Below are 22,650 nucleotides of genomic sequence, written 5' to 3' on the forward strand. Positions count from 1 at the left end.
TTTTATATTTTTAAACTACTTTTTAGACACCTTTTTGAGTTCATTTATACTGCTCACTTTTATCCAGAATTAGGTGCTCACTTTATCCAGAATATCCAGTCAAAGGAACAGCAACTCTCCCAATACCACAACCAACATCAAGAACAGCATGTTCCGGCTTTAAAGAAGCATATTGTTTTAAGATGCTAAAAAGATGATTTCCTTGTTCAGAAAAATCTCCTCCGCCAATAAAAATATCTCCTTTATTAGGAACATTTTTATTTTTTGGTTTGATAATAGCATTTAAAAAATCAACAGGAAAATAATATATCTTTCTAACTAAAAATCTTGATTTTGGTGAAATAGAATAATAAACAGATCTTAAATTCATTTTGACTTTTTATATATTTTAAAGAAATTTGGAATCAATTATAGTAACACAAGAAATTGTTCAATAAAAACATTTCCTTTACAAATATATTCAAAAAAAAACGTGTAATGCTTTCTATCCTTGTCCCGGTTTACAATTATAATGTTTTTCCGCTTGTTTCAGAGCTTAAACAGCAAGCCGATTATTTAAAAATTGAATATGAAATCATTGTGCAGGATGATTTCAGTGGAAACTTTATTCCTGAAAACACTAAGATAAATTCATTATCAAACTGCAATTTTTCTATCAATACAAAAAATTTAGGCAGAGGGAGAAATATTAATTTATTATGCCATAACTCAAAATACGAATATGTTTTGATTATGGAAGCTGATTCTATGCCAGAGAATGAATTTTATCTTAAAAACTTCATAGAATTAATATCAAAATCAACCAAAGTAATTTTTGGCGGCGTTAAATATCCTGAAACTCCACCTTCAATAAAAAAATTACTACGTTGGAAATACGGAATAAATAGAGAAACCAAATCTATAAACCACAGGTTTAAAAACAATTATGATTTTGTTTTTACCTGGAATTTACTTTTAAAAAAAGAGATTATTTTAAAATTTCCATTTCCAGAATTTGTAACTGAATATGGATATGAAGATTTTATTTTTATAAAAAATTTACGTTTAAATTCCGTCCCAATAATTCACATAGAAAATTTCTTAATTCATCATAATAATGAAGAAAGCATTGACTTTATTAAAAAAGCTGAAAGAGCCGTAAACAATTTACACTATTTAGTTCAGTCACAAAAAATTGATTCTAAAGACGTAAAATTAAGTAAGGCGTATGCAATTTTAAAATCTTTTTATCTGGTTTGGATTGTAAAAACAATTTACAGAAAAACAAAAAAACAAGTTCTTACTAATCTAACATCAGGAAATCCAAAATTATATTTATTGGATTTTTACAAATTAGGTTTCTATAGTGATTTAAAAAACAATTAGTTATGGTCTTTTTTTCTGTTGTTATTCCCTTATATAATAAAGCCCTTTATATTGAAGACACTCTAAACAGTGTTCTCAGCCAAAACTTTACAGATTATGAAATTATAATAATTAATGACGAATCTACAGATGAAAGTGAAGCTGTAGTACGAAGATTTAATGATAAAAGAATTCAAATATTCAATCAGAAAAATCAAGGAGTTTCTGTGGCAAGAAATCTTGGAATAGAAAAATCAAAAGGAAACCTTATTGCTTTTCTTGATGCTGATGATTATTGGTATCCAAATCATTTAGAAGAATTAGCCAATTTATATCATCATTTCCCAAATTGCGGAATATATTGCTCGAGACATAAAATTAAAACAGCAAAAAATTACTTTCAAATTCCGACTTATTATGGAATAGATACTACATTTAAAGGGATTGTATCAGATTATTTTTTTTCTAACAGACCATTTAGAATTACATGGACTTCATGTCTGGCAATACCGAAAGAAATTTTAGAAAATTTTACAGGATTTACGCCAGATATATCAAATGGTCAGGACTTAGAGTTGTGGACTAAAATTGGAATAAAATATCCCGTTGCTATTACCAATACAATCACAGCTATTTATAATAATGATATTCCCGATAGTCTTGCCAAGAAAAATATTAGTTCGATGAGCTTAATGGATTTCGAGCAATTTAAAATATCTGAACAACTAAATCCATCCCTAAAAAAATTCCTCGATTTGTATCGAATTGAATACGCCTTACGTTATTATACATTTGGATTTAAAAATAAAAGCGCTTTTTATCTCAAAGATGTCGAAAAACAAAACATCAGTTTAAAGATTCATTTTTTATTAAAGCTACCTCCATTTTTTTTAAGATTATTTTTAAAAATGAAAAATTTACTAAAAAAAGTGGGAATGGATTTCTCTATTTATGATTAGAATAATTTAGAAATTCATTAAAATCCCTTATATAATCTTCTTCGATATAGACATCGGATGCAACTACTAAGCACACTGAGCCTGAAGAAAAATTTTGAAGCTCTCTCCAAATCCCGGGATTAATCAATAATCCTTCATAAGGTTTATTTAATGTAATAATTTGTTCTTCTTTTCCATCTTTCAAAACTACATCAAAACTCCCGCTTAAAGCTATCAAAAATTGTTGCAGATCTTTATGTGCATGTCCACCACGTTCTGCACCACTAGGGACATCATAAAGGTAATACACTCTTTTTATATCAAAAGGAACGGTATCATTTTCTATTACAGAGAGATTTCCTCTTCTTTCTTCTATTTTAGGAATAGCTATAAGTTGTATATTCATTTGACTAATATATATTAATTCCCATTACATTCTGCCATTGCTTCCCTATTTTTTTAATTGAAAAATGCTCTATACTTTTTAGGGAATTATTTTTACATTGATTATATAAAACGGTATTTTCCACAAATAAATTCATTGCTTTGACAAGCGATCCAAAATTTTGATTTTCAACCAAAAGACCATTTTCCTGATCCGTAATAATTTCATTTGGACCTGAAACACAATCAAAAGAAATAACAGGTGTTTCGCAAGCAAGTGCTTCTATTAAAGTCATTCCAAATCCTTCATATTTGCTGCATAAAACTAAGAATAATGCATTTTTAAAATATTTATACGGATTGCCTTTAAATCCTAAAAAATAAATTTTATCGGTAAATTCAGTTCTATTCGCTATCTCTTTATAAACATCCATCAGATCTCCATCTCCCAATAACACAAGTGAAATGCCCTTCTGAGGTAAAATAGATTTAGAATAAGCTATTATTAGTTTATCAAATTGCTTCACATTATTAGCATCAAACCTTCCGGCAGATATGATATAGGGCGAATTAATATCGATTTGATCAATAGCCATTGTTTTTATTTTATCCAAATCAACAGGATTATAGATCAAAACACTATTCTGAAGTTTAAATTTTTCATCGACTAACATTTTGATTCCATTTGAAACAGAAACAACACTATGTTTTCCTTTGCAAATTTGTCTCGTTAAAAATCTGGAATTTGGCAAATAAGTTTGTAAATGGGAGTTATGAACCGTATAAATTGTTTTCGCGCTATAAATAAATTTAGAGAAAATTAATTCCTGCAAAGGTTTTACGCGATATCTGAAATCGATAACAAAATCAAATTCATTCTCTTTTATGTATTTATTAAAAAACAAAAACAAATTTAGTTTTCGGAAAAAATTTCTTTGACCAAGCTTCATCTTTCCAATGTTTACTAAAGTTCCAGAATATGGATAACCTATATCATCAACAAAAACAATGTTATGAACATCAATACCTAATTCACCAAAATAAACAGATAAAGAAGACATTACTTTTTCTAATCCTCCTTTATTTAATCTATAGCCTACTAAAGCAATTTTGTGTTTTTTAGCTTGCATATTATTATTGAATACCTAAATTTACGCCGAAATTACAATATTAATTCGTAACAAAAACTTCTTTAAAGTATCCAATCATTCAAAAGCTTTAACCCTTAAAAAACATGAAAATTTTACTTGTTGGTGAATACAGTCGTCTGCATAATTCATTAAAAGAAGGATTAATAAAGCTTGGGCATGATCCTAAAATTGTTTCTTACAGTAATGGCTTCAGAAATTTTCCAACAGATTACTCGATTGATTACACTTTTTGCAGATTAAAATTTGTCAATTACATTCGGCAAGCTATTTATAAACTATCAAATTTTGACATAGCAAATTTAGAACATGGATTGAGATTTTATTTTTTATTAAGTAAATTTAAAGATTATGATGTTGTTCAGTTCATTAATGAACGACCTATAAAAACAACTAAAAGATTTGAACTTTATCTGATAAAAAAAATCTTCAGCAACAATAAGAAGGTTTTTGTTTTATCATGTGGAGTAGATTACCAAACACTAAAATATGACTTATCAAATAAGGACAAAAAATCTTTATTGCAGCCTTATTTACAAAATACAGAACTTGGTAAATATTATGAATATATTCCTGAATATTTATCTGCCAATTACAAAAAAATACATGATTTTATTTTTAAAAATTGCAATGGAGTAATTGTTACAGATCTTGATTATATAGAAGCAAATAAAACACATTCTAAATTTACAAAGCTAATTCCGTATCCTATAAATTATGAGAAATTAGTTTTTCACGAACAAATTATTGAAGAAAAAATAATTATTTTTCTAGGAATAAATCAATACTCTTATTATCAAAAAGGAATAAATTATTTTGAAAAAGCTTTGAAACAAATTGAAGTTAAATATCCAAATAAAGTAGAGATAATTAAAACGCAAAACGTTCCTTATGCAGAATATATAAACTTATATAATAAATCTCATATTTTATTAGATCAGGCATTTACCTACGATCAGGGATATAATGCGCTAGAAGCCATGGCAAAAGAAAAAGTGGTTTTTACAGGAGCAGAAACCGAATTTACAGAATACTACAAATTAACAGAACGAGTTTGCATAAACGCAATTCCAGATGTAGATTATTTAGTTAATGAATTATCGTTTTTAATTGAAAACCCTGAAGAAATTATAGCAATTGGTAAACGTGCGAGGAGTTTTGTTGAAAAGGAACATAATTATATTAAAATAGCCCAGGAATATCTTAATGTTTGGAATCAAAATTAAAAGGAGAGTAAATTCCTCTCCTTTCAACTTCTTTATTAAGACTTAATTACTTTTTTTGCATCAATAATTCTTTTACTTGAATCTTTAATTCCTCAATTTCTTTATTTTGCTGAATTAAATATAATGTTAGCTCTTCAATTTTTTCTTGCTGGATTTTTGTCATCTCTCCAAGTTCAAGTCCGCTTTTAGTAATCTCTTTTGCTGATGGTACATTTGGTAAGTGTCCATTTTTTTTAATATAGCTTTCAACTTGTTTTAAACTAGGTAATGTGTAATCTGGGCTAAAAACATAATCAGCCCAAGTATTATAAACTTTTACTTCTTCGGCTCTTATTTTTCCTTTTACGGAAAGTCTATATGTATCTGCGCCATCAGTAAAATTTGAAGTTCCAATACCAATATTAGAATCTGTCAATATATTGCCTTCAATTTTAGCACTCCCATTTTGAACAAATAATTTATGTCCCAAACTATTGGCATAATCAGCAAATCCTCCTATTATTATTCTTGAGTTTGTTTTAGGCAAAACAACTGAAAAATTATCACTACCATCATCAAATACTTTGAAATAATCTATTTGATTTTTATCCATAAGTGAAAGAAAACCATTACCTCCTGTTTCTGCACCTACACCAAATCTTGTATGATTACTCCTATCATCAATTGATAAATAAAAAGATGATTTGGTCAGATTAATTACATTTGATTGAGGAAAGTCATAAAAACACATCAATCTACCACCTTCTGAGGGGTCCCTAACAGTTCCTAAATTTAAAACTCTAGAATAATTATTTCTATCCCTCCAATCAACAAAGGTTGAACCATTTGGTAATTCTCTTGTGAATTCCTCAGCATAAGCCTTAACAGCACCTATAACTTCTAATTTTGATACAGGATTATTTGTTCCTATACCAACATTAGTATTTGAAGCTGGAATATTTGCCAGTACACTTGAAGCTCCCCCAGTACTTGTACTAATTTGTGCATCTACAGCCAATACTACTAAAAAACAAAGTATTGAATACGTTTTCTTGGTAATTTTTATCATTCTATTTTTTATAAGTGTTAAATTAATTTGATCAAATTTAACTTAAAGAAAAACATTACAAAAAACATATTTATAAATTATTCAGAAATTTATTAACAACAAAAAATAATAACCATTTATAATTACAAAAAAAAACTTTGCTTTCATCCAAGCGATTTATCTTTTGCCTACTTCAAAAATAACGTCCAAACTTCATTTAATTCCTCTAACTTCAATAACCAAGAAAGAAATACATAAACTATTGGCCCAAGTATTACTCCAAAAAACAATTGTAATACAAGATTATCTATAAAACAAGTCATAATAAATACTATAATTGCCATCATTATTGTGGCAAAACAAAAAGGGAACATATCTTTTAATTGCTTAATAGGACCATATCCGTAAAGCTTGCCCGGGAGATATGCATTAATAATAAATGAAAGTGCTGATGTAACAACATGACCAATTATAATCGCTTTTACTCCTAACGGAATTGTTATTATCATAGCTATAATAGTTAGAGGTAATTTAGACAAATCAACTTTTAAGTACAAATCAGAACGCCCAATTGCATTTAATAAATTCATATTGATAACACTCAAAGGAAGAAAAATTCGAGAGAAAACAATCCATTGTAAAAGTGGAATTAAAGAAGCCCATTTTTCTGTAAGCAATAGTATAACAATTGGTTTAGCCAACAAAGCAATCAGAGACATAATGGGAATAATCAAAAAAGCCGACATACGAATTAGTCTACTATAAATGGAAATTAATTTCTCCTTATCATGCTGTACAGATGTCAGGATTGGAAATGTCGATTGCTGTAAAATGCTTACAATTGTACCTGCTGAGATATCTGCAAAACTTTTTGCTCTGGTATAATAACCTAATGAAGCAGTTGTATAAAATTTCCCTAAACAGATATTATATACGTTATTTAAGATTTGTGCATACAACCCAGCAATTAGCAATTTTGAGCCATATCTAAATAATAATCTGAATGATTTTTTTGAAAATGCAATTGAAGGCATCCAATGACTCAAAAACCATAAAGATACAGATGAAGCAAAAGATCCAATAAGCATTTGAATAATCAACGACCAGACTCCATATCCATTTATAGCCGCTATTACACCACAAAATCCACCAGTGATCATACCTATTACATTGCTTTTTGCAATAGATTTGAAATCAATCGCAATTGTTAGTTTCGTTCTTTGAACTATTGCAAAAGCATTTAAAAATAGAATCAAACCTAAGATCCTGGTTAAATCTATTAATTGAGGCTGCTCAAAAAAAGAAGAAATAAATGGCGCTGAAAAAAATAAGAGTAAATAAAAAAAACTACTAACAGCTAAATTGAATACAAATAAAGTCGAAAAGTCAACTTCTTCCCTTTCTTGACGTTGAATTAAGCCTGTTCCTAATCCACTTTCAATAAAAGTTTGTGACAAGGCAATAAAAATGGTCAACATCCCTACTAAACCAAAATCTTCCGGGAGCAAAATTCGGGCAAGCACAATTCCCACAACAAATTGTCCAAACTGAACAGCAAATCTATCAACTGCCGACCAGACAACTCCTTTTATTGCGGTGGACTTTAAAGAGGTATTTCGCATTTATAAAAATTAAACTTATTTAATAATAAACTTCCTCAATCCAATTATACTAAATCTACTCATCTTAAGATCCAAATTAAAACAACCATAGATTATTGAAAGATTTCATTTCCTAAATAATCCAATATATTCTCAGATGCAGTTAACTTGTTTTTTGGAATCAGTATGTTTTGCACAAAATTATTGCGTTCTGTTTTCATCCAATCATTTTCATTTAACACTACATTTTCGATAAAATCAATTAATTGTTTTTTGTTTCTGGATTGATAATGAGATTCTATAGCTTTATTCCCAAATGTATTCCAATATTGCATAACAGATTCATTTCTAATCATAAAAAGAGATGGTTTTCCTGTAATGAGATATTCAGCCATAAAAGATCCACAATCGTGAATTAATGCATCTGACGTTAAAAAAAGATCTATGTACTCTCCATTTTCACATTGCCCATTCGTGAGATTTTCCCATTTGTTATAATAAATATCCGTCTTTTCTTTTCCCCAATATTCATTTTCTAACTTAACCCTTAGTAAGTGATGCGGTTTAAATGCAAATTGTATTTGATCTCTGTAATTATCTGCCAATTCCAGAAAAACATTATAATATTCTAAAAAATTTGACACTTTATTATAATCGGTCATCGAATGATGTGGCGCCCATATAATTTTTTTTAATGGAGAATTTTTATTCTTCCAAATATCATTATTTGGCTTTCTATTAATTAACAGCTTGTCAAATCCAGGGTAACCTGTTACAATATTATTTTGTCCTTTATTCTTTTGCTTTTGAACTGACATTTCCTTGTGAAAAGGAGTTTCACAAAAAATTTTCCAAATAAGATTGTGAAAATGTAAATTATAAGTAAAGTCATAATTGACCATCATAATAGCATAAGGAACATAGCAAGTTAACGTTCTGGAAAACTGTTTTATATAATATCTGTAATCCTGTAAACCTTCATACGGATTTGTAAAAAATACAATATCCGGAAAAAAAGTTTTTTTAACATCTAAATATTCTCCTGTATTATTATCATATGTTCTAATAACATTATAACCTTTTTTAGTAAATGTTTCAAATGACTTATTCATTTCAAACAACATGTTTTCCATACCAAAATTAACAGCTGGACAAATAAATATTTGAGGTTCAAACCTTGGATGCTGCAACATTAAATCAAAAAGAACATCATATTTCCAAACCGATTCATGAATTAAAAAGAAAGCAACTTTTACTTTGTCTTTTCGCCTGACAATTTCAAGTGCTTTTTGATGTCGTTTAGGCGCTTTTTTGATTAGATATAAATTATATAAAGCACGCAAATTTGTTAAATTATAAATCCTGATAAGTGAGATCCATACTATTCCAGGTACATATTTCTTAATGAATAATTTTAATTTTGTCATTATTACTAAATTAAAATTAATACCTATTTAAAACATCAATAACAAAACCAACTTCTTCAGCTGTCAAAACCGGGCTCATAGGCAAACTCAAAACCTCATTATGAATTTTCTCCGTGATAGGAAAAAATAAATTATTCCATCCCGAAGTTTCGGGAGGAAAAGCCTTTTGTTTGTGTGGAGGAACCGGATAATGAATCACTGTCTGAATATTATTTTGAGACAAATACTCTTGTAAATCTTCTCTATTTGAAGTTCTGATAACAAACAAATGAAAAACATGATTATTGGACAAATCCCAAAGTGGAAGAATTATTTTATCATTTTTAATTTCAGATAAATAACGTTTTGCAATCGCTCTGCGTTTATCATTATCAGCATTTAAATTGGGTAATTTGACGTTCAAAAAAGCTGCCTGAATTTCATCTAATCTTGAATTTACGCCAATAAATTCATTGTAATATTTTTTTTCTGAACCATAATTCCGAAGAGAAAAAAGCACTTTTGCTAATTCTGAATCGTGGGTAGTTATCGCGCCGCCATCGCCTAAAGCTCCCAGATTTTTTCCGGGATAAAAACTGTAAGCAACCGCGCCAAAAGACTCTTCGACTCCGCTCAGAGAAACATGCGTGTTGTTTGGAAATTGGTCCTGATAGCTATCGGGATTAAAATTTTCAAAAGCTCCATGCGATTGTGCAGCATCTTCAATAATCAGTAAATTATTTTGACTTGCAATTTCGTTGATTTTATCCATTTCAGCCAATTGCCCGTATAAATGAACGGCTAAAATCGCTTTTGTTTTTGAGGTGATTTTCTCCTGAATTAAATCCGGATTTATATTATATGTTTCTAATTTTGGCTCGACCAAAACCGGGATTAAATCGGCTTGTAGAATAGCTAAAATACTTGCAATATAAGTGTTTGCAGGAACAATAACTTCATCGCCTTTTTTGAGTTTTCCCAACTCAATATATCCTTTAAAAATCAGCACCAAAGCATCAAAACCATTCCCTACTCCTATACAATATTGAGCATTACAATATTCGGCGAAAGCCTTTTCAAATGTTTCTACTTCTTTGCCTAAAATGTACCAGCCATTATTTAAAACCAATTTCAGTTTTTCCTGAAAAGCAGTTTCATAAGGCTCATTTATTTTTTTAAGATCTAGAAATGGTATCATTTTACTTTTTAAAATTTAAACAAAAATACCATTTAACTTATTATAATTTGAAGTTTCAACTTCGTAATAATCATGAATTATCGTACTTGCGCCAAAACTCTCTTTCCAGTATGATAATCCTTCATTGAGATTTTTTCCTTGATTTTCATTTGAAATGCCGAAATCGAAAAATTTCTTTTTGGTAAATCTTTCCTGAATTAGATAGTGGTATAAATAATCTAAACTTCCTAAATTTTCCTGATTTTCACTTTTTGAAATGTATTGGCAATGTGCCACCGTTTCGGTTTCAAAAACAGTAGTTCCGGCAACAATTTTATCGTAGTGATACACATTAAACTGATGAATATTTTTAGGGAAATGAGATTTTAAATAATTTATTTCTTCTACCGAATGTACGGGTTTTGCCTGATGTTTTTTATCTAAATTCGGAATCAAAACTTCGTTCCAAAAAGATTCAAAATCAGTTTCTTCCCTAATTTCTAATTGATTCGAAATTGCTTTCTGATAACCTCTTTTTCTGATTTTTGACGTGACATTTTCCTGAGATAAATCGATTACAGAAAGTGAATCCCGACGCACTAATTTTGCATCGGTTAAAAACAAACTGTACAAAATTTCTTCAGCTGGTTTTATATGATAAATAGAAGGAAGCGCTTTATAATGTAATTTTTCGAATTTATTCTCATTCAGAAAAAGCAAAACTACCTGAAAAATTTGAATAACCTGCGTCAGTTTTGTTTGCTCTTTATAAACCAAACCTCCGTAAGTTAATCCCTGATGTGAATAAATAAAATCTCCAAGAATATTAGCCGGTAAAACGCTTATTAACTTCTGATCTTCAAATACTAAAAGCGAAAAATCTTCAAAACGATCTTTATGATATTCCATAAAATCACGATGAAATAAAAACGTAGCATTTTTTGTCTGAGTTATAAACTCATTCCAAATTTTGTAATCGTCTTGATCGTATTTTTTTACGGTGTACTTTGTCATTTTTTCTGCCACAGATTTTAATGATTTCTATGATTAAATAATTTTAGCCTAAAAAATCTTTTAATCATTGAAATCTGTGGCTAATATCGTTTAAAAATTTTACTTGTGTTCAAATGCAGGTAAATACCATTTGAATTTTACCGCCAATAACCTGACGCTGATAATAACAACAGAAGTTAATAAATATAAAACATCATCATTTAGATTCAGTTTTTTCAGTGCAAAAAATACAATGCCGCCAAAAATACAAATCGTAGCATAAATTTCCCTTCTAAATATTGTTGGAATTTCGGTACACAAAATATCACGGGTCACACCGCCAAAACAAGCCGTCATAGTTCCTAAAGCAATGCAAATTACGGGATGCAAACCTATCATGATTCCTTTTTCAAGACCTATTAAAGTAAAAACGCCCAACCCAATTGTATCAAATAAAAACAAGGACGTTCTTAACCTGTCAAACTTTTTACGGAAAAGAATCGCAAGTCCAAAACCTAAAATAATCACATAAACATATTGCAAATCCTGCATCCAACCTACTGGAGTTCTGCCTATTAAAACATCACGTAGCGTTCCGCCGCCAACCGCCGTAACAAATGCAATGATAAAAACACCAAACGGATCTAGTTTTTTATGCATTGCTGTTAAAGCGCCGGACATCGCAAAAGCCATCGTACCGATAAGATCTAATAAATGAAACATTCTTACTTTTTTAAGTTGCAAAGGTACAGAGGTACAAAGTTTGAAAGGTTCAAAAACCGAATTAATTATCTCGTTTTTTGAACCTTTGTATCTATTCTACTTGAGGATTAATTTTTTTAATTGCTTCAATGAATTTAATTTTATGTTTTGGTGAAATTAAAACCGTATCGGATAACTTTTAATATTATAGTTTTTCGAAATTCTTTCATCTTTGCTTTTAAAGAAAAAAGCAAAGGATTTCATAAAAAATTACACAATAAATATTTTATTTTAAGACAATTTACATATTTTGAGTGTAAAAATTGTAGTCTTTTAAAACCACTCTTAAAAAGTCGCTGCTATTTCCGGATTGGTTTTTAATTCCCGTAACACTTTCAATTTTAGTCACTAATTTTAAAATAACCTCATAATCATTTTTTGCTGCCGCATTTTGAAAAGTTTCCTTAATAATACGCATATCATTATCAGATAATTTAATCACTAAAGGATAAGTTGGCACATAAGCATCGCCTATTTCCTCCAGAATAGTATGACTGATATTGATTTTATTTTTCAAAGTAATCACCGCAGTTCCTGCCACCATATCGCCTAATCGTTGTGCTTTTTTGCTTGAAACCACACTTACAAGAGCAACAATGCCGTACAGAAGTGTAATGTCAATTAATCTAAAAAACCAACGCATTAAGTAATCGCCAAATCCTGCTTGATAACCATCTATTTTTACCACTTTTATTTTTACTAATTTTTTCCCGATAGTCTGACCTTCAAAAATACTTTCTAAAGTAAGGGAATAAATAAAAAACGGAAAATAAATAACCAAAACGATCGCAATTTTTGACCAATCGTCTATTTTCTGAAATAATTTATCGAAATTTAACCAATAAAAAAAAACAAGAGAAATCACCGTCACATAAGCTAGTTTGATAGCCAGATCGATAAAATAAGATCCTATTCGTTCACCTGCTGAAGCCGCAATAAAATTTATTTTAACATTTTGTGTTGTATTAATAGATAATTCTGACATATTTTATATTTTAGCCTATAATGAGAGAAGTCGCCTTCATAAAACAAAATAAAGAAAAATGGCTGGAGTTTGAGCTCGCTATTTTTGGTAAAGCTAAAAAAAATCCTGATGAGTTAGCAAATTTGTACATTCAAATGATGAATGACTTGTCGTACGCACAAACGTATTATCCCAAAAGTAAGATCGTTGTTTATTTAAATCATCTTGCTTCACAGATTTACCAAAAGATTTACAAAACCAAGCGAACCGAACAAAACAGATTAATAGAATTCTTTAAAACCGAAGTTCCATTACTCCTTTATGAATACAGGAGATATTTGCTGTATGCCTTTATTTTATTCTTTTTAACCCTTGCAATGGGCGTAATTTCGGCAATATACGATCAAAATTTTGTTCGGTTAATATTGGGCAACAGTTATGTAAACATGACTTTGGATAATATCAAAAAAGGAGATCCAATGGCGGTTTACGGTTCCGGAAGCAACTGGGGAAGTTTTATTGGCATCACCATGAACAACCTGTACGTTGGTGCAAGATGCTACATTTACGGCATATTTGGCGGACTTGGAACGTTTTACATATTCCTGCAAAACTCATTGATGTTGGGCGCATTTCAATACTTTTTTTATGATCAGAATGTTTTCTGGAAAAGCGTTCGCGGCATCTGGATTCACGGTTCTATGGAAATTTTTGCCATTGTAATTGAATCCGCAGCAGGATTTATTTTAGGTGCTTCAATTCTTTTTCCTAAAACATATTCACGAGTAAATTCACTTAAAATAGGTTTCAAAAACAGTTTTAAGATATTTCTTAGTACCTTTCCATTCACCATAAGTGCTGGATTTCTGGAAGGTTTTATTACACGATATTCCGTTGATATGCCTAATTGGCTGAGTAGTTTTATTATCCTGTTTACATTATCAATAATTTCATTTTATTATTTAGTCTATCCATTCATTGTTCACAAAAAAATAAATTCATTATAATGTTTGAACTTTTCAAAAAACGAGAACTCGGCGACTATTTAGTAGACACATTTACCTTTTTTAAAAGTTATGGAAAACACTTTTTCAAAACTTTTTTTCTCATAAATGCAAGTATGCTACTTGTGGTTGGCGCATTAGTATATTGGTTTTTAAAACTTAATTTTCAATCATTAGTCCGTAATAATCTAGACCAGACAGAACCAGATTCTATCTTAAATTATTTTAATGATAATGATCCCGCATTGATTGGCTTTATCACCATTTCAATGCTTATAATCCTGATTGTATCGCTATTTAATGCCTCTTATCCGGTTTTATACCTCAAACTGATAGCGCAAAAAAACACAAACAATTTTACCACAAAAGATATCTTATCAGCTTTTAAACAAAGCATTTGGAAATTATTTAAATTCACAATAGGAGTTATATTCATCATATTTCCGGTACTTTTTATTACCATAATTATATTGTTTTTCCTTTGTTTTGTTTTAATTGGGATTCCGTTATTAATACTTGCAATTCCAACGCTGTTTACCTGGATTCATTTTAGTTTTTATATCTATTTAACCGAAGAAAAAAGCTTTTTTCAATCCTTAAATAATGCGTATCTTTTATTAAAAGACAATTTCTGGACAAGCATCGGCGCCACTTTTTTAGCAATGGTCATTATCCAAATGGTTCAGGCATCAATAACAATGTTTATTTACTTTATTGGAATATTTTTAGTTATTGGTACAGCATTAATAAATCCTAATTTTGATAATCAATCATTTGATGCTGCTTCGCCTATTTTACTCATCGGCATAACATTAATCTTTGTTTTAATACTTGTAATCAGTACTATTTTCAATAATATCTTAGTCATTAATCAGGGAATTATATATTACAGTTTAGGTGCAGATCATAAAATTTCAGCTGCTGAAATTGATTTAATAGGGAACAATAATGAATAAAGTTCTCCTCATTTTATCGTTTCTGATTTTCTCTGGTATCTCGCGTGCGCAGGATTCTTTGGCTACAGCCGAACCTCCAAAAATAAATTCAATAAAATATACCGAAAAAGATATTCAAGTTGATTCAGAAACTGTTGAAGCAAAAACTTTTTCTAAAAATTTCAAGAAAAAATATACCGACTCTGATTTTGTATATGAACAAAAAGCGCCCGAAAAAAGTTTTTGGCAACGTTTTATAGAATGGCTCGCTTATATTTACAGAAGCATTTTTAGAGATCAAAGCGCACAAAGTTCTGTAGATTTTATCCAACTTTTTTTAAGAGCTATTGCCATTTTAATAATTGTATTTGTGATTTATTTAATTGCAAAAGCTATAATTAATAAGGAAGGACAATGGATTTTTGGAAAAAACTCAAAGAAAAGAAACATCAATTATTCGGATATTGAAAAGAATATACATCTTTTAGATTTCGAAAAAATGATTAAAGAAAGTATTCAGTCTGGCGAAAAAAGAATCGCCGTTCGCTACTATTATCTTTGGTTATTAAAGGTAATGGCGCAAAATCATTATATTGAATGGGATATTGAAAAAACCAATTCTGATTATTTATACGAACTTCAAAACCCAAATCATAAAGAGGATTTTACCTATTTATCTTATTTGTACAATTATATCTGGTACGGAGAATTTGAAATTGATGAAACCTCGTTTATAAAAGCCGAAAACCGATTTAAGAATGCCATAAAAACCTTTAGTAATGGATAAAAGCATCAAAATTTACATTGCTGTTCTGGTTTTTATTTTAGGTGTAATTCTATTAATAGATCGCGATCAGCCAAAGCCAATTGACTGGCAGCCAACTTATTCTGTCAATGACAAAATCCCATACGGATTATATGTTTTTGATAAGGAAATCGATGGATTTTTTAAAAATCATAAAGTTGAAAGAATTTCAACAGTAACGCCTTATGAATTTTTAAATTCAAAATATGATGAAGATACGCTTGTAGAAAACTATAAAATAAAAGGAAACTTTATTAATATATCCGAAAATAATACAATTGATGAACAATCTATTAAAGAGATTTTCTATTTTGTATCACACGGAAATAATGCTTTTTTAAGCATGAAAACCTTTCCGCAATATTTATTAGATACTTTAAAAGTCGAAATAAGTTCTGATTTCCTGAACGCAAATAATACCGTTGTAGAACTTGCCAATAAAAAAACGAATCCTAAAAAATATACATTCTCACAACAATCAGAATATTATTTTTCGAAAATTGACACTTTAAACACAACCGTTCTGGGATATCAGGGCACAAAATCAAACCCAAAAAAACATATTGACTATGTAAAGGTTCCGTATCGACAAGGATTTTTTTATTTACATACGCAACCTGTGGCCTTTACGAATTATAATTTGCTAAAAGCAAATCATTATCAATATGCCGAAAGTGTTTTATCGTATTTGCCAAAAGGCGATATTTTTTGGTACACCAAACAAAAAGATGATTTATCACAATCATCCTTGCGGTATATTATGAGTCAGTCGGGATTAAAATGGGCGTGGTATTTCTTTTTAATCGGAATGTTGATTTTTATGATTTTCAACGCCAAACGAAAACAACGTATTGTACCAATAATCAAACCATTGCAAAATTCAACGGTTGATTTTACAAAAACAATTGGAAACTTATATTATCAGGAAGGCGATCATAAAAATATTATCGATAAAAAAATCATTTACTTTTTAGAAAAAATCAGAACTGATTATTTAATCGATACCACGAAATTAGATGATGCATTTATTCAAAAATTGCAGCATAAAACAGGAAAAAATCAAACAGATATTCAGGCTCTTATATTTTTAATTAACGAACACCGAAATAGTTACCACGGAAGTCTTGAAGAAGATTTAATCCGGATTAATAATGCAATAGAAAAGATTTTACATTAGAAATACCGTGTCGTTTCGACGCAGGAGAAATCACATCACGTGATTCAGATTATGTGATTTCTCCTGCGTCGAAATGACAAGATGATGAATAAAAAAATTAAATTTAAAAGAAAAACATACCAAATATGGACGATATTAATACCCCAGAAACAGAAATCACAAACGAAAATGTGAATTTTGAAACCAGAATTAATCTGGGACCACTTTTAGAACACGTAAACAGCATCAAAAAAGAAATTGAAACTGTCATCGTGGGACAGCATAAAATGATCGATCAGCTTTTGGTCGCAATTTTATCAAATGGTCACGTTTTGCTTGAAGGCGTTCCCGGAGTTGCCAAAACAATTACCGCTAAATTATTATCTAAAACGTTGAGTATTGGCTTTAGCCGAATTCAGTTTACGCCGGATTTAATGCCATCGGATATTTTAGGAACTTCGATCTTTAATCTGAAAAACTCCGAATTTGAGTTTAAAAAAGGACCTATTTTTTCTAATTTAATTTTAATTGATGAGATCAATCGTGCGCCGGCAAAAACTCAGGCAGCACTTTTTGAAGTTATGGAAGAACGTCAGATAACCATTGACGGATCTGCTTATCAGCTTGAAACTCCGTTTTTAGTTATTGCAACACAAAATCCAATTGAGCAGGAAGGAACATATCGTTTGCCGGAAGCACAATTAGACCGTTTTTTATTCAAAATCACAATCGATTATCCTAAATTAAACGAAGAGATTTTAATTATTCAAAGAGAGCATTTATTGCAGGATCACGGAAAATTAGAAGCGATAAAAACCATACTTTCTGCATCACAAATTAAAGAATATCAGGGTTTGGTAAAACAAATCAGGGTTGAACAAAATCTATTGGAATATATTGCAAGAATTGTAGTAAACACGCGTGAAAATGCCTTTTTATATCTTGGTGCTTCTCCCCGCGCGTCAATCGCAATTTTGAATGCATCAAAAGGTTTCGCCGCAATTCGCGGACGTGATTTTGTTACTCCGGAAGATATTAAAGAAGCCGCAATTCCCGTTTTACAACACCGCGTTATCGTTGCGCCTGAACGTGAAATGGAAGGAATTACAAGCTCTGAAATCATCAAACAAATTATAGAAACCGTAGAGATTCCAAGATAGTTTTTAGTTCCTGCAAGGTTTTCAAAACCTTGCAGGTATAAATTCTCTCCAATGCAAAGAACACCTACAAGGTTTTGAAAACCTTGCAGGAGAACCGGAAAATTTAAACAAAAACCCGTGAAATTCATAAAAAGCCTTTACCTCAATAACTTCTTTTTCTATGTGCTTTTAGGCATTATAGGATTGTTTGTCTGCGCTTTTATTTTTCCTAATTTATACAATGCCGTTTGGTTTATAGTTTTGATTTTAGTCACTTTTTCAGGACTAGATATTTTAGTTTTATATCTGACTAAAACAGGAATTGAAGCCGAAAGAATTACTCCGGAAAAACTTTCGAACGGTGATCTAAATCCCATAACCGTTGCTGTAAAAAACCATTATACTTTTAAAATTTCAATTAAAATTATAGATGAAATTCCGTTTCAGTTTCAGGTACGTGATTTCAAAATTTCGAAGACTATTAAAGCATCAGAACATAAGGAATTTGGATATGAATTGCGCCCGACAGAACGTGGCGAATATAATTTTGGAGCGCTGAATATCTATGTTTCTTCGCCTTTAAAATTAATTTCAAGAAGATTTTCTTTCGATAAAAATAAAATGGTTCCCACATATCCGTCGTATATTCAGTTAAGGAAATACGATTTATTGGCTTTTTCGAATAACCTTCATCAATACGGAATCAAAAAAATCCGCCGAATTGGTCACACAATGGAATTTGAACAAATTAAGGAATATGTTCAGGGCGATGATTTAAGAACTTTAAACTGGAAAGCCACAGCAAAGAAAAATGCATTGATGGTCAACCAGTTTCAAGACGAAAAATCACAATCGGTTTATATGGCGATAGATAAAGGCCGCGTCATGCAAATGCCTTTTGACGGATTGAGTTTGCTGGATTATGCTATAAATTCGACTTTGGTTTTATCCAATGTAATTTTGAAAAAACAAGATAAAGCAGGCGTTTTTGCGTTCTCTAAAAAAGTAGAAAACAGAGTTTTTGCGGAAAAAAGAGCTTCGCAAATGCAAAAAATCCTCGAAACATTATACAACATCAAAACTGATTTTTTCGAAAGTGATTATAGCCGTTTGTATGTTGATATCAAGAAAAACATCAATCAGAGAAGTTTGATTATCCTGTATACTAATTTTGAAACAATGGACGGTTTAAACCGTCAATTACCTTATTTAAAAGGAATTGCAAAAAGCCATTTATTAGTTGTTGTTTTCTTTAGCAATACGGAACTGAATGCAATTATCAACAGAAAAACTGACACTATTCAGGAAATTTACGATAAAGTAATTGCCGAAAAATTCATGTTCGAAAAACGCTTAATCGCAAACGAACTCAAGAAATACGGAATACATTCGGTTTTAACACAACCGGAAAATCTGACTTTGGATGCAATTAATAAATATTTAGAAATTAAGGCAAGAGGGATTTTGTAGATGTGTATTTTTTTGTGAATATTATTAAAACATCAAGTTCTTACGATCAACTAAAAATAGTACAAAAATCTTTGAACCTTTGTTGCTTTGCCACTTTGAACCTTTTTTCTTTGAACCTTTCTAACTCAAAAAAATGAAAAAATTAATTTTACTTACGGTACTTTTTACAAGCTTTTTGTCTCAGGCACAAAAAACAGAAAATATTATCATAATAACGACAGATGGTTTAAGATGGCAGGAAGTTTTTAAAGGGGTTGATCCTGAAATTGCCGATAATAAAAAATTCAATCAGGACGAAAGAAGTTATATTTATAAAAATTACGGAAATTCTGATGCTCAAAAATCCCGTGAAAAAATAATGCCTTTTTTATGGTCGGAAATTGCATCAAAAGGTCAAATTTATGGCAATCGCGATTTAGGCAATAAAATGGATGTTTCAAATCCTTACATGATTAGTTATCCGGGATATAGCGAAATGATGACCGGGAATGTTGATCGTGATATCGATTCAAACAAACACAAAGAAAATCCGAATATCAATGTTTTGGAATTTTTGAACCACCAGCATAATCTAATGGGAAAAGTGAATGCGTTTGGTGCCTGGGATGCTTTTGACCGAATTTTAAACGAAAAAAGAAGTGGTTTTCCTGTAATTTCGGCTTTTGACAGTATTGGCGGAAATCGTCCTACCGAAATTCAAAAACTATTAAATGAAATGCGCAATAATTCATTTAAGCCTTTTCATGAAGATGAATGTCTGGATGTTTTTACTCATTATGAAGCTGTTGACGAACTAAAAACAAACAAACCAATAGTGCTTTATATCGCTTACGGAGAAACGGACGAATGGGCGCACGCCGGAAAATACAGATATTATCTTGACGCTGCAAATCAGGTAGATAAATGGATTAAGGAAATCTGGGATTTTGTACAAAATGATCCGCAATATAAAAACAAAACGACTTTAATAATCACGGTTGATCACGGTCGCGGAGACAAAAAAAAGAAAGAATGGACGGGTCATGGCTCTGGTATTGAAGACTCATCACAAATTTGGTTTGCTGCAATGGGGCCTGAAATTGCACCAAAAGGCGAAATCAAAACCGTATCGCAATTGTATCAAAAACAAGTAGCACAAACAATTGCTAAAATAATGGGTTTTACATTTACAACTTCTCATCCCGTTGCAGACGAAATTCCGGAAGTGTTTCAGAAATAAGAGTTTTTTGCCACGAATTTCACAAATTATTCTTTTTTGCCACAGATTTAAAATGATTTTTACAGATTAAAAATCATTTTAATCCCTTAATCTGTGGCTACACTTCTCTCAAAGTTTATGAAAAAAAAATTCGTGAAAATTCGTAAAATTCGTGGCAACCTTTTTATCGTATTGCTTAAAACCTTTCAGAAAAAAACCTCTGCAACTCTGAACCTCTGCCCCTATTTTAAAAAAAACTCAGTACCTTAGCGCCTCAGAACCTTAGTCCCTTTAAAAAAATGAAACAAATTACTTCAATCCAAAATCCGTATATAAAATCGCTTGTTTTACTGCAGGAAAAAGCAAAAGCCAGAAAACAAACCGGAACATTTTTGATTGAAGGCTTACGCGAAATTTCATTAGCCATAAAAGGCGGTTATGAAATTGAAACGGTTTTATTTTTACCTGAATTGGTTACTGAAAATCAGATCAATAAACTGGTAAATTCTCCAGCTGAATTAATCGAAATCAATAAAGAAGTTTACCAAAAACTAGCATATCGCGATACAACTGAAGGAATTTTGGCTATAGCCAAAACAAAATCGATGTCATTATCTGATTTAAAATTATCTGATAATCCGTTGATTTTAGTTGCCGAAGCGCCTGAAAAACCAGGAAATATTGGTGCGCTTTTACGTACCGCAGATGCCGCAAATCTTGACGCTGTATTAATCGCCAACCCAAAAAGTGATTTGTACAACCCAAATATTGTGCGATCAAGCGTTGGCTGTTTGTTTACGAACCAAATTGCAACAGGAACAACGGCTGAAATTATTGCTTTTTTACAAGCAAAAAAGATCAATTTTTACTGCGCGACTTTACAAAATTCAACTTCATACCACACTCAGGATTTTACAACTCCAACCGCTTTAGTTGTTGGTACAGAAGCGACGGGACTTACGCAGGATTGGCGCGATGCCGCAACCCAGAATATTATAATCCCAATGCAAGGCGAAATCGACAGCATGAATGTTTCGGTTGCAGCAGCAATTTTAATTTTTGAAGCCAAAAGACAAAGAGGGTTTTGAGCTTAAAAAAATATTTTATTATCGTATTTAAAATAGTAAATTTGGATAAACCATTTTAAAATCATTTAAACCCAATCAACATGAAAAAATTAGCATTAAATTCAAATCAGCCCATCAATTTAGATTTTGGGTTACTACTTATTAGAATAATTATTGGCTTATTAATGGCTTTTTATGGCTACGAAAAGCTAACTCATTTTGAAGAAATGGCTGCTTCAGATTTCTGGCAAAAAAACGTAAATTTTATAGGATTTACAGGAAAAGTTCCTTTGGCATTAACAGTTTTCGCTGAATTATTTTGCAGTTTGTTAGTATTAATTGGTTTGTTTACCCGACTAGCATTAATACCATTATTAATTTGTATGGGCTTTATAATAGTATCAATTGCACAGTTTACAATACTAAATTCTGGAGATAATGGGTATGAGTTTAATACTGCTTTTGTTTATTTTATTATTTATTTAGCCTTGTTTTTTACAGGATCAGGTAAATACAGTTTGGATAGTAAATTTTTAAAGTCCTAAATTAAATATTCTAATTACACTACTAATTACTTATCCTTGCTTTTAGAAATTGAACTACAAAGATTATGATGGAGATTGATATAGAAAAAGAAAACAAAGCAATTGCCCAAGAATACAAAGAATTACTTCGCATTAGTTATCAAACCTTAACTCCCGAAGATAAAAAACTGATTCGAAAAGCTTTTGACGTAGCCGTTGATGCCCATAAAGACCAGCGTCGCAAATCAGGCGAAGCATACATTTTTCATCCTATTGCTGTTGCAAAAATTGTTGCGTCAGAAATAGGTTTGGGAGCAACATCTATTGCTGCCGCTTTGATGCATGATGTTGTCGAAGATACTCCAATAACGGTCGAAGATAT

23 protein-coding genes are annotated in these 22,650 nt (G+C 30.6%); 13 read left to right on the top strand and 10 right to left on the bottom strand.

Features of this window, described 5'->3' with window-relative positions; all coding sequences use genetic code 11:
• Nucleotides 1-82: 82 nt before the first annotated feature.
• Nucleotides 83-370 (bottom strand): hypothetical protein, encoded by a 288-nt coding sequence (locus ACHZDT_RS20330; RefSeq protein WP_394776529.1) that lies wholly within the window; start codon nucleotides 368-370, stop codon nucleotides 83-85.
• A gap of 107 nt (nucleotides 371-477) precedes the next feature.
• Between ACHZDT_RS20330 and ACHZDT_RS20335 the strand changes: the two genes are divergently transcribed.
• Together ACHZDT_RS20335 and ACHZDT_RS20340 are read left to right on the top strand one after the other, a co-directional pair.
• Nucleotides 478-1,365 carry a glycosyltransferase family 2 protein gene (locus ACHZDT_RS20335; RefSeq protein WP_394776530.1) on the top strand — a complete coding sequence of 296 codons (888 nt, stop codon included), beginning with the start codon at nucleotides 478-480 and terminating at the stop codon, nucleotides 1,363-1,365.
• Nucleotides 1,366-1,367: 2 nt separating this feature from the next.
• The gene (locus ACHZDT_RS20340; protein ID WP_394776531.1) at nucleotides 1,368-2,303 is read left to right on the top strand and encodes a glycosyltransferase family 2 protein; all 936 of its coding nucleotides are present in this window, start codon (nucleotides 1,368-1,370) and stop codon (nucleotides 2,301-2,303) included.
• On the opposite strand, the gene ACHZDT_RS20345 is transcribed toward ACHZDT_RS20340, so the two are convergent.
• Both ACHZDT_RS20345 and ACHZDT_RS20350 read right to left on the bottom strand, forming a co-directional pair.
• Nucleotides 2,290-2,688, bottom strand: coding sequence for a sugar 3,4-ketoisomerase (locus tag ACHZDT_RS20345; RefSeq protein ID WP_394776532.1), 399 nt, complete (start codon nucleotides 2,686-2,688; stop codon nucleotides 2,290-2,292). The two genes, ACHZDT_RS20340 and ACHZDT_RS20345, sit on opposite strands and share 14 nt — an antisense overlap.
• A 4-nt stretch (nucleotides 2,689-2,692) precedes the next feature.
• On the bottom strand, nucleotides 2,693-3,796 hold the full coding sequence (locus ACHZDT_RS20350; RefSeq protein ID WP_394776533.1) for a glycosyltransferase: 1,104 nt from the start codon (nucleotides 3,794-3,796) through the stop codon (nucleotides 2,693-2,695).
• A gap of 104 nt (nucleotides 3,797-3,900) precedes the next feature.
• Between ACHZDT_RS20350 and ACHZDT_RS20355 the strand changes: the two genes are divergently transcribed.
• Entirely contained in the window at nucleotides 3,901-5,040 is a 1,140-nt protein-coding gene (locus tag ACHZDT_RS20355; RefSeq protein ID WP_394776534.1) for a glycosyltransferase, read from the top strand.
• Between the two features lie 46 nt (nucleotides 5,041-5,086).
• Here the strand turns inward: ACHZDT_RS20355 and ACHZDT_RS20360 are convergent, their stop codons facing one another.
• From ACHZDT_RS20360 to ACHZDT_RS20390, 7 genes are all read right to left on the bottom strand, one after another.
• Nucleotides 5,087-6,088: a hypothetical protein gene (locus tag ACHZDT_RS20360; protein ID WP_394776535.1), complete on the bottom strand. Its 1,002-nt coding sequence runs from the start codon at nucleotides 6,086-6,088 to the stop codon at nucleotides 5,087-5,089.
• A 167-nt stretch (nucleotides 6,089-6,255) separates the two neighbouring features.
• Nucleotides 6,256-7,689: a lipopolysaccharide biosynthesis protein gene (locus tag ACHZDT_RS20365; RefSeq protein WP_394776536.1), complete on the bottom strand. Its 1,434-nt coding sequence runs from the start codon at nucleotides 7,687-7,689 to the stop codon at nucleotides 6,256-6,258.
• 92 nt (nucleotides 7,690-7,781) lie between these two features.
• Nucleotides 7,782-9,095 (bottom strand): CDP-glycerol glycerophosphotransferase family protein, encoded by a 1,314-nt coding sequence (locus tag ACHZDT_RS20370; protein ID WP_394776537.1) that lies wholly within the window; start codon nucleotides 9,093-9,095, stop codon nucleotides 7,782-7,784.
• 16 nt (nucleotides 9,096-9,111) lie between these two features.
• Nucleotides 9,112-10,272 carry a DegT/DnrJ/EryC1/StrS family aminotransferase gene (locus tag ACHZDT_RS20375; RefSeq protein ID WP_394776538.1) on the bottom strand — a complete coding sequence of 387 codons (1,161 nt, stop codon included), beginning with the start codon at nucleotides 10,270-10,272 and terminating at the stop codon, nucleotides 9,112-9,114.
• A 15-nt stretch (nucleotides 10,273-10,287) separates the two neighbouring features.
• Nucleotides 10,288-11,265, bottom strand: a complete 978-nt coding sequence (locus tag ACHZDT_RS20380; protein WP_394776539.1) for a GNAT family N-acetyltransferase — start codon at nucleotides 11,263-11,265, stop codon at nucleotides 10,288-10,290.
• Between the two features lie 99 nt (nucleotides 11,266-11,364).
• On the bottom strand, nucleotides 11,365-11,967 hold the full coding sequence (locus ACHZDT_RS20385; RefSeq protein ID WP_394776540.1) for a trimeric intracellular cation channel family protein: 603 nt from the start codon (nucleotides 11,965-11,967) through the stop codon (nucleotides 11,365-11,367).
• Between the two features lie 280 nt (nucleotides 11,968-12,247).
• Nucleotides 12,248-12,991: an RDD family protein gene (locus ACHZDT_RS20390; RefSeq protein WP_394776541.1), complete on the bottom strand. Its 744-nt coding sequence runs from the start codon at nucleotides 12,989-12,991 to the stop codon at nucleotides 12,248-12,250.
• 20 nt (nucleotides 12,992-13,011) lie between these two features.
• Between ACHZDT_RS20390 and ACHZDT_RS20395 the strand changes: the two genes are divergently transcribed.
• The 10 genes from ACHZDT_RS20395 to ACHZDT_RS20440 all read left to right on the top strand — a co-directional run.
• Nucleotides 13,012-13,977, top strand: coding sequence for a stage II sporulation protein M (locus ACHZDT_RS20395; RefSeq protein ID WP_394776542.1), 966 nt, complete (start codon nucleotides 13,012-13,014; stop codon nucleotides 13,975-13,977).
• Between the two features lie 113 nt (nucleotides 13,978-14,090).
• The gene (locus ACHZDT_RS20400; protein WP_394776543.1) at nucleotides 14,091-14,930 is read left to right on the top strand and encodes a hypothetical protein; all 840 of its coding nucleotides are present in this window, start codon (nucleotides 14,091-14,093) and stop codon (nucleotides 14,928-14,930) included.
• Nucleotides 14,923-15,696: a DUF4129 domain-containing protein gene (locus ACHZDT_RS20405; RefSeq protein ID WP_394776544.1), complete on the top strand. Its 774-nt coding sequence runs from the start codon at nucleotides 14,923-14,925 to the stop codon at nucleotides 15,694-15,696. Before ACHZDT_RS20400 ends, ACHZDT_RS20405 begins: the two co-directional genes overlap by 8 nt.
• On the top strand, nucleotides 15,689-16,891 hold the full coding sequence (locus ACHZDT_RS20410; protein ID WP_394776545.1) for a DUF4350 domain-containing protein: 1,203 nt from the start codon (nucleotides 15,689-15,691) through the stop codon (nucleotides 16,889-16,891). The genes ACHZDT_RS20405 and ACHZDT_RS20410 overlap by 8 nt, the downstream gene beginning before the upstream one ends.
• Before the next feature lie 125 nt (nucleotides 16,892-17,016).
• Nucleotides 17,017-18,030 (top strand): AAA family ATPase, encoded by a 1,014-nt coding sequence (locus ACHZDT_RS20415; protein WP_394776546.1) that lies wholly within the window; start codon nucleotides 17,017-17,019, stop codon nucleotides 18,028-18,030.
• Between the two features lie 117 nt (nucleotides 18,031-18,147).
• A complete protein-coding gene (locus ACHZDT_RS20420; protein ID WP_394776547.1) occupies nucleotides 18,148-19,479 on the top strand; it encodes a DUF58 domain-containing protein in 1,332 nt (443 codons plus the stop codon).
• A gap of 133 nt (nucleotides 19,480-19,612) precedes the next feature.
• On the top strand, nucleotides 19,613-20,698 hold the full coding sequence (locus tag ACHZDT_RS20425) for a phosphoglyceromutase (protein WP_394776548.1): 1,086 nt from the start codon (nucleotides 19,613-19,615) through the stop codon (nucleotides 20,696-20,698).
• Nucleotides 20,699-20,976: 278 nt separating this feature from the next.
• A complete protein-coding gene (locus tag ACHZDT_RS20430) occupies nucleotides 20,977-21,765 on the top strand; it encodes a TrmH family RNA methyltransferase (protein WP_394776549.1) in 789 nt (262 codons plus the stop codon).
• Between the two features lie 80 nt (nucleotides 21,766-21,845).
• On the top strand, nucleotides 21,846-22,289 hold the full coding sequence (locus tag ACHZDT_RS20435; protein ID WP_394776550.1) for a DoxX family protein: 444 nt from the start codon (nucleotides 21,846-21,848) through the stop codon (nucleotides 22,287-22,289).
• A gap of 65 nt (nucleotides 22,290-22,354) precedes the next feature.
• A partial coding sequence (locus tag ACHZDT_RS20440) for an HD domain-containing protein (protein ID WP_394776551.1) occupies nucleotides 22,355-22,650 on the top strand: 296 nt, incomplete at its 3' end.

The organism is Flavobacterium sp. (genome assembly GCF_043722275.1).
Lineage (GTDB): Bacteria > Bacteroidota > Bacteroidia > Flavobacteriales > Flavobacteriaceae > Flavobacterium.

Excerpts from the sequence above, each read along its gene's own strand:
- ACHZDT_RS20380 (WP_394776539.1), bottom strand. The coding sequence starts at position 11,265 with ATGACAAAGTACACCGTAAAAAAATACGATCAAGACGATTACAAAATT.
- ACHZDT_RS20430 (WP_394776549.1), top strand. The coding sequence starts at position 20,977 with ATGAAACAAATTACTTCAATCCAAAATCCGTATATAAAATCGCTTGTT.
- ACHZDT_RS20425 (WP_394776548.1), top strand. The coding sequence starts at position 19,613 with ATGAAAAAATTAATTTTACTTACGGTACTTTTTACAAGCTTTTTGTCT.
- ACHZDT_RS20335 (WP_394776530.1), top strand. The coding sequence starts at position 478 with ATGCTTTCTATCCTTGTCCCGGTTTACAATTATAATGTTTTTCCGCTT.
- ACHZDT_RS20395 (WP_394776542.1), top strand. The coding sequence starts at position 13,012 with ATGAGAGAAGTCGCCTTCATAAAACAAAATAAAGAAAAATGGCTGGAG.
- ACHZDT_RS20350 (WP_394776533.1), bottom strand. The coding sequence starts at position 3,796 with ATGCAAGCTAAAAAACACAAAATTGCTTTAGTAGGCTATAGATTAAAT.
- ACHZDT_RS20345 (WP_394776532.1), bottom strand. The coding sequence starts at position 2,688 with ATGAATATACAACTTATAGCTATTCCTAAAATAGAAGAAAGAAGAGGA.
- ACHZDT_RS20340 (WP_394776531.1), top strand. The coding sequence starts at position 1,368 with ATGGTCTTTTTTTCTGTTGTTATTCCCTTATATAATAAAGCCCTTTAT.
- ACHZDT_RS20410 (WP_394776545.1), top strand. The coding sequence starts at position 15,689 with ATGGATAAAAGCATCAAAATTTACATTGCTGTTCTGGTTTTTATTTTA.
- ACHZDT_RS20435 (WP_394776550.1), top strand. The coding sequence starts at position 21,846 with ATGAAAAAATTAGCATTAAATTCAAATCAGCCCATCAATTTAGATTTT.
- ACHZDT_RS20370 (WP_394776537.1), bottom strand. The coding sequence starts at position 9,095 with ATGACAAAATTAAAATTATTCATTAAGAAATATGTACCTGGAATAGTA.
- ACHZDT_RS20405 (WP_394776544.1), top strand. The coding sequence starts at position 14,923 with ATGAATAAAGTTCTCCTCATTTTATCGTTTCTGATTTTCTCTGGTATC.
- ACHZDT_RS20375 (WP_394776538.1), bottom strand. The coding sequence starts at position 10,272 with ATGATACCATTTCTAGATCTTAAAAAAATAAATGAGCCTTATGAAACT.
- ACHZDT_RS20390 (WP_394776541.1), bottom strand. The coding sequence starts at position 12,991 with ATGTCAGAATTATCTATTAATACAACACAAAATGTTAAAATAAATTTT.
- ACHZDT_RS20360 (WP_394776535.1), bottom strand. The coding sequence starts at position 6,088 with ATGATAAAAATTACCAAGAAAACGTATTCAATACTTTGTTTTTTAGTA.
- ACHZDT_RS20400 (WP_394776543.1), top strand. The coding sequence starts at position 14,091 with ATGCTACTTGTGGTTGGCGCATTAGTATATTGGTTTTTAAAACTTAAT.
- ACHZDT_RS20415 (WP_394776546.1), top strand. The coding sequence starts at position 17,017 with ATGGACGATATTAATACCCCAGAAACAGAAATCACAAACGAAAATGTG.
- ACHZDT_RS20385 (WP_394776540.1), bottom strand. The coding sequence starts at position 11,967 with ATGTTTCATTTATTAGATCTTATCGGTACGATGGCTTTTGCGATGTCC.
- ACHZDT_RS20330 (WP_394776529.1), bottom strand. The coding sequence starts at position 370 with ATGAATTTAAGATCTGTTTATTATTCTATTTCACCAAAATCAAGATTT.
- ACHZDT_RS20355 (WP_394776534.1), top strand. The coding sequence starts at position 3,901 with ATGAAAATTTTACTTGTTGGTGAATACAGTCGTCTGCATAATTCATTA.
- ACHZDT_RS20365 (WP_394776536.1), bottom strand. The coding sequence starts at position 7,689 with ATGCGAAATACCTCTTTAAAGTCCACCGCAATAAAAGGAGTTGTCTGG.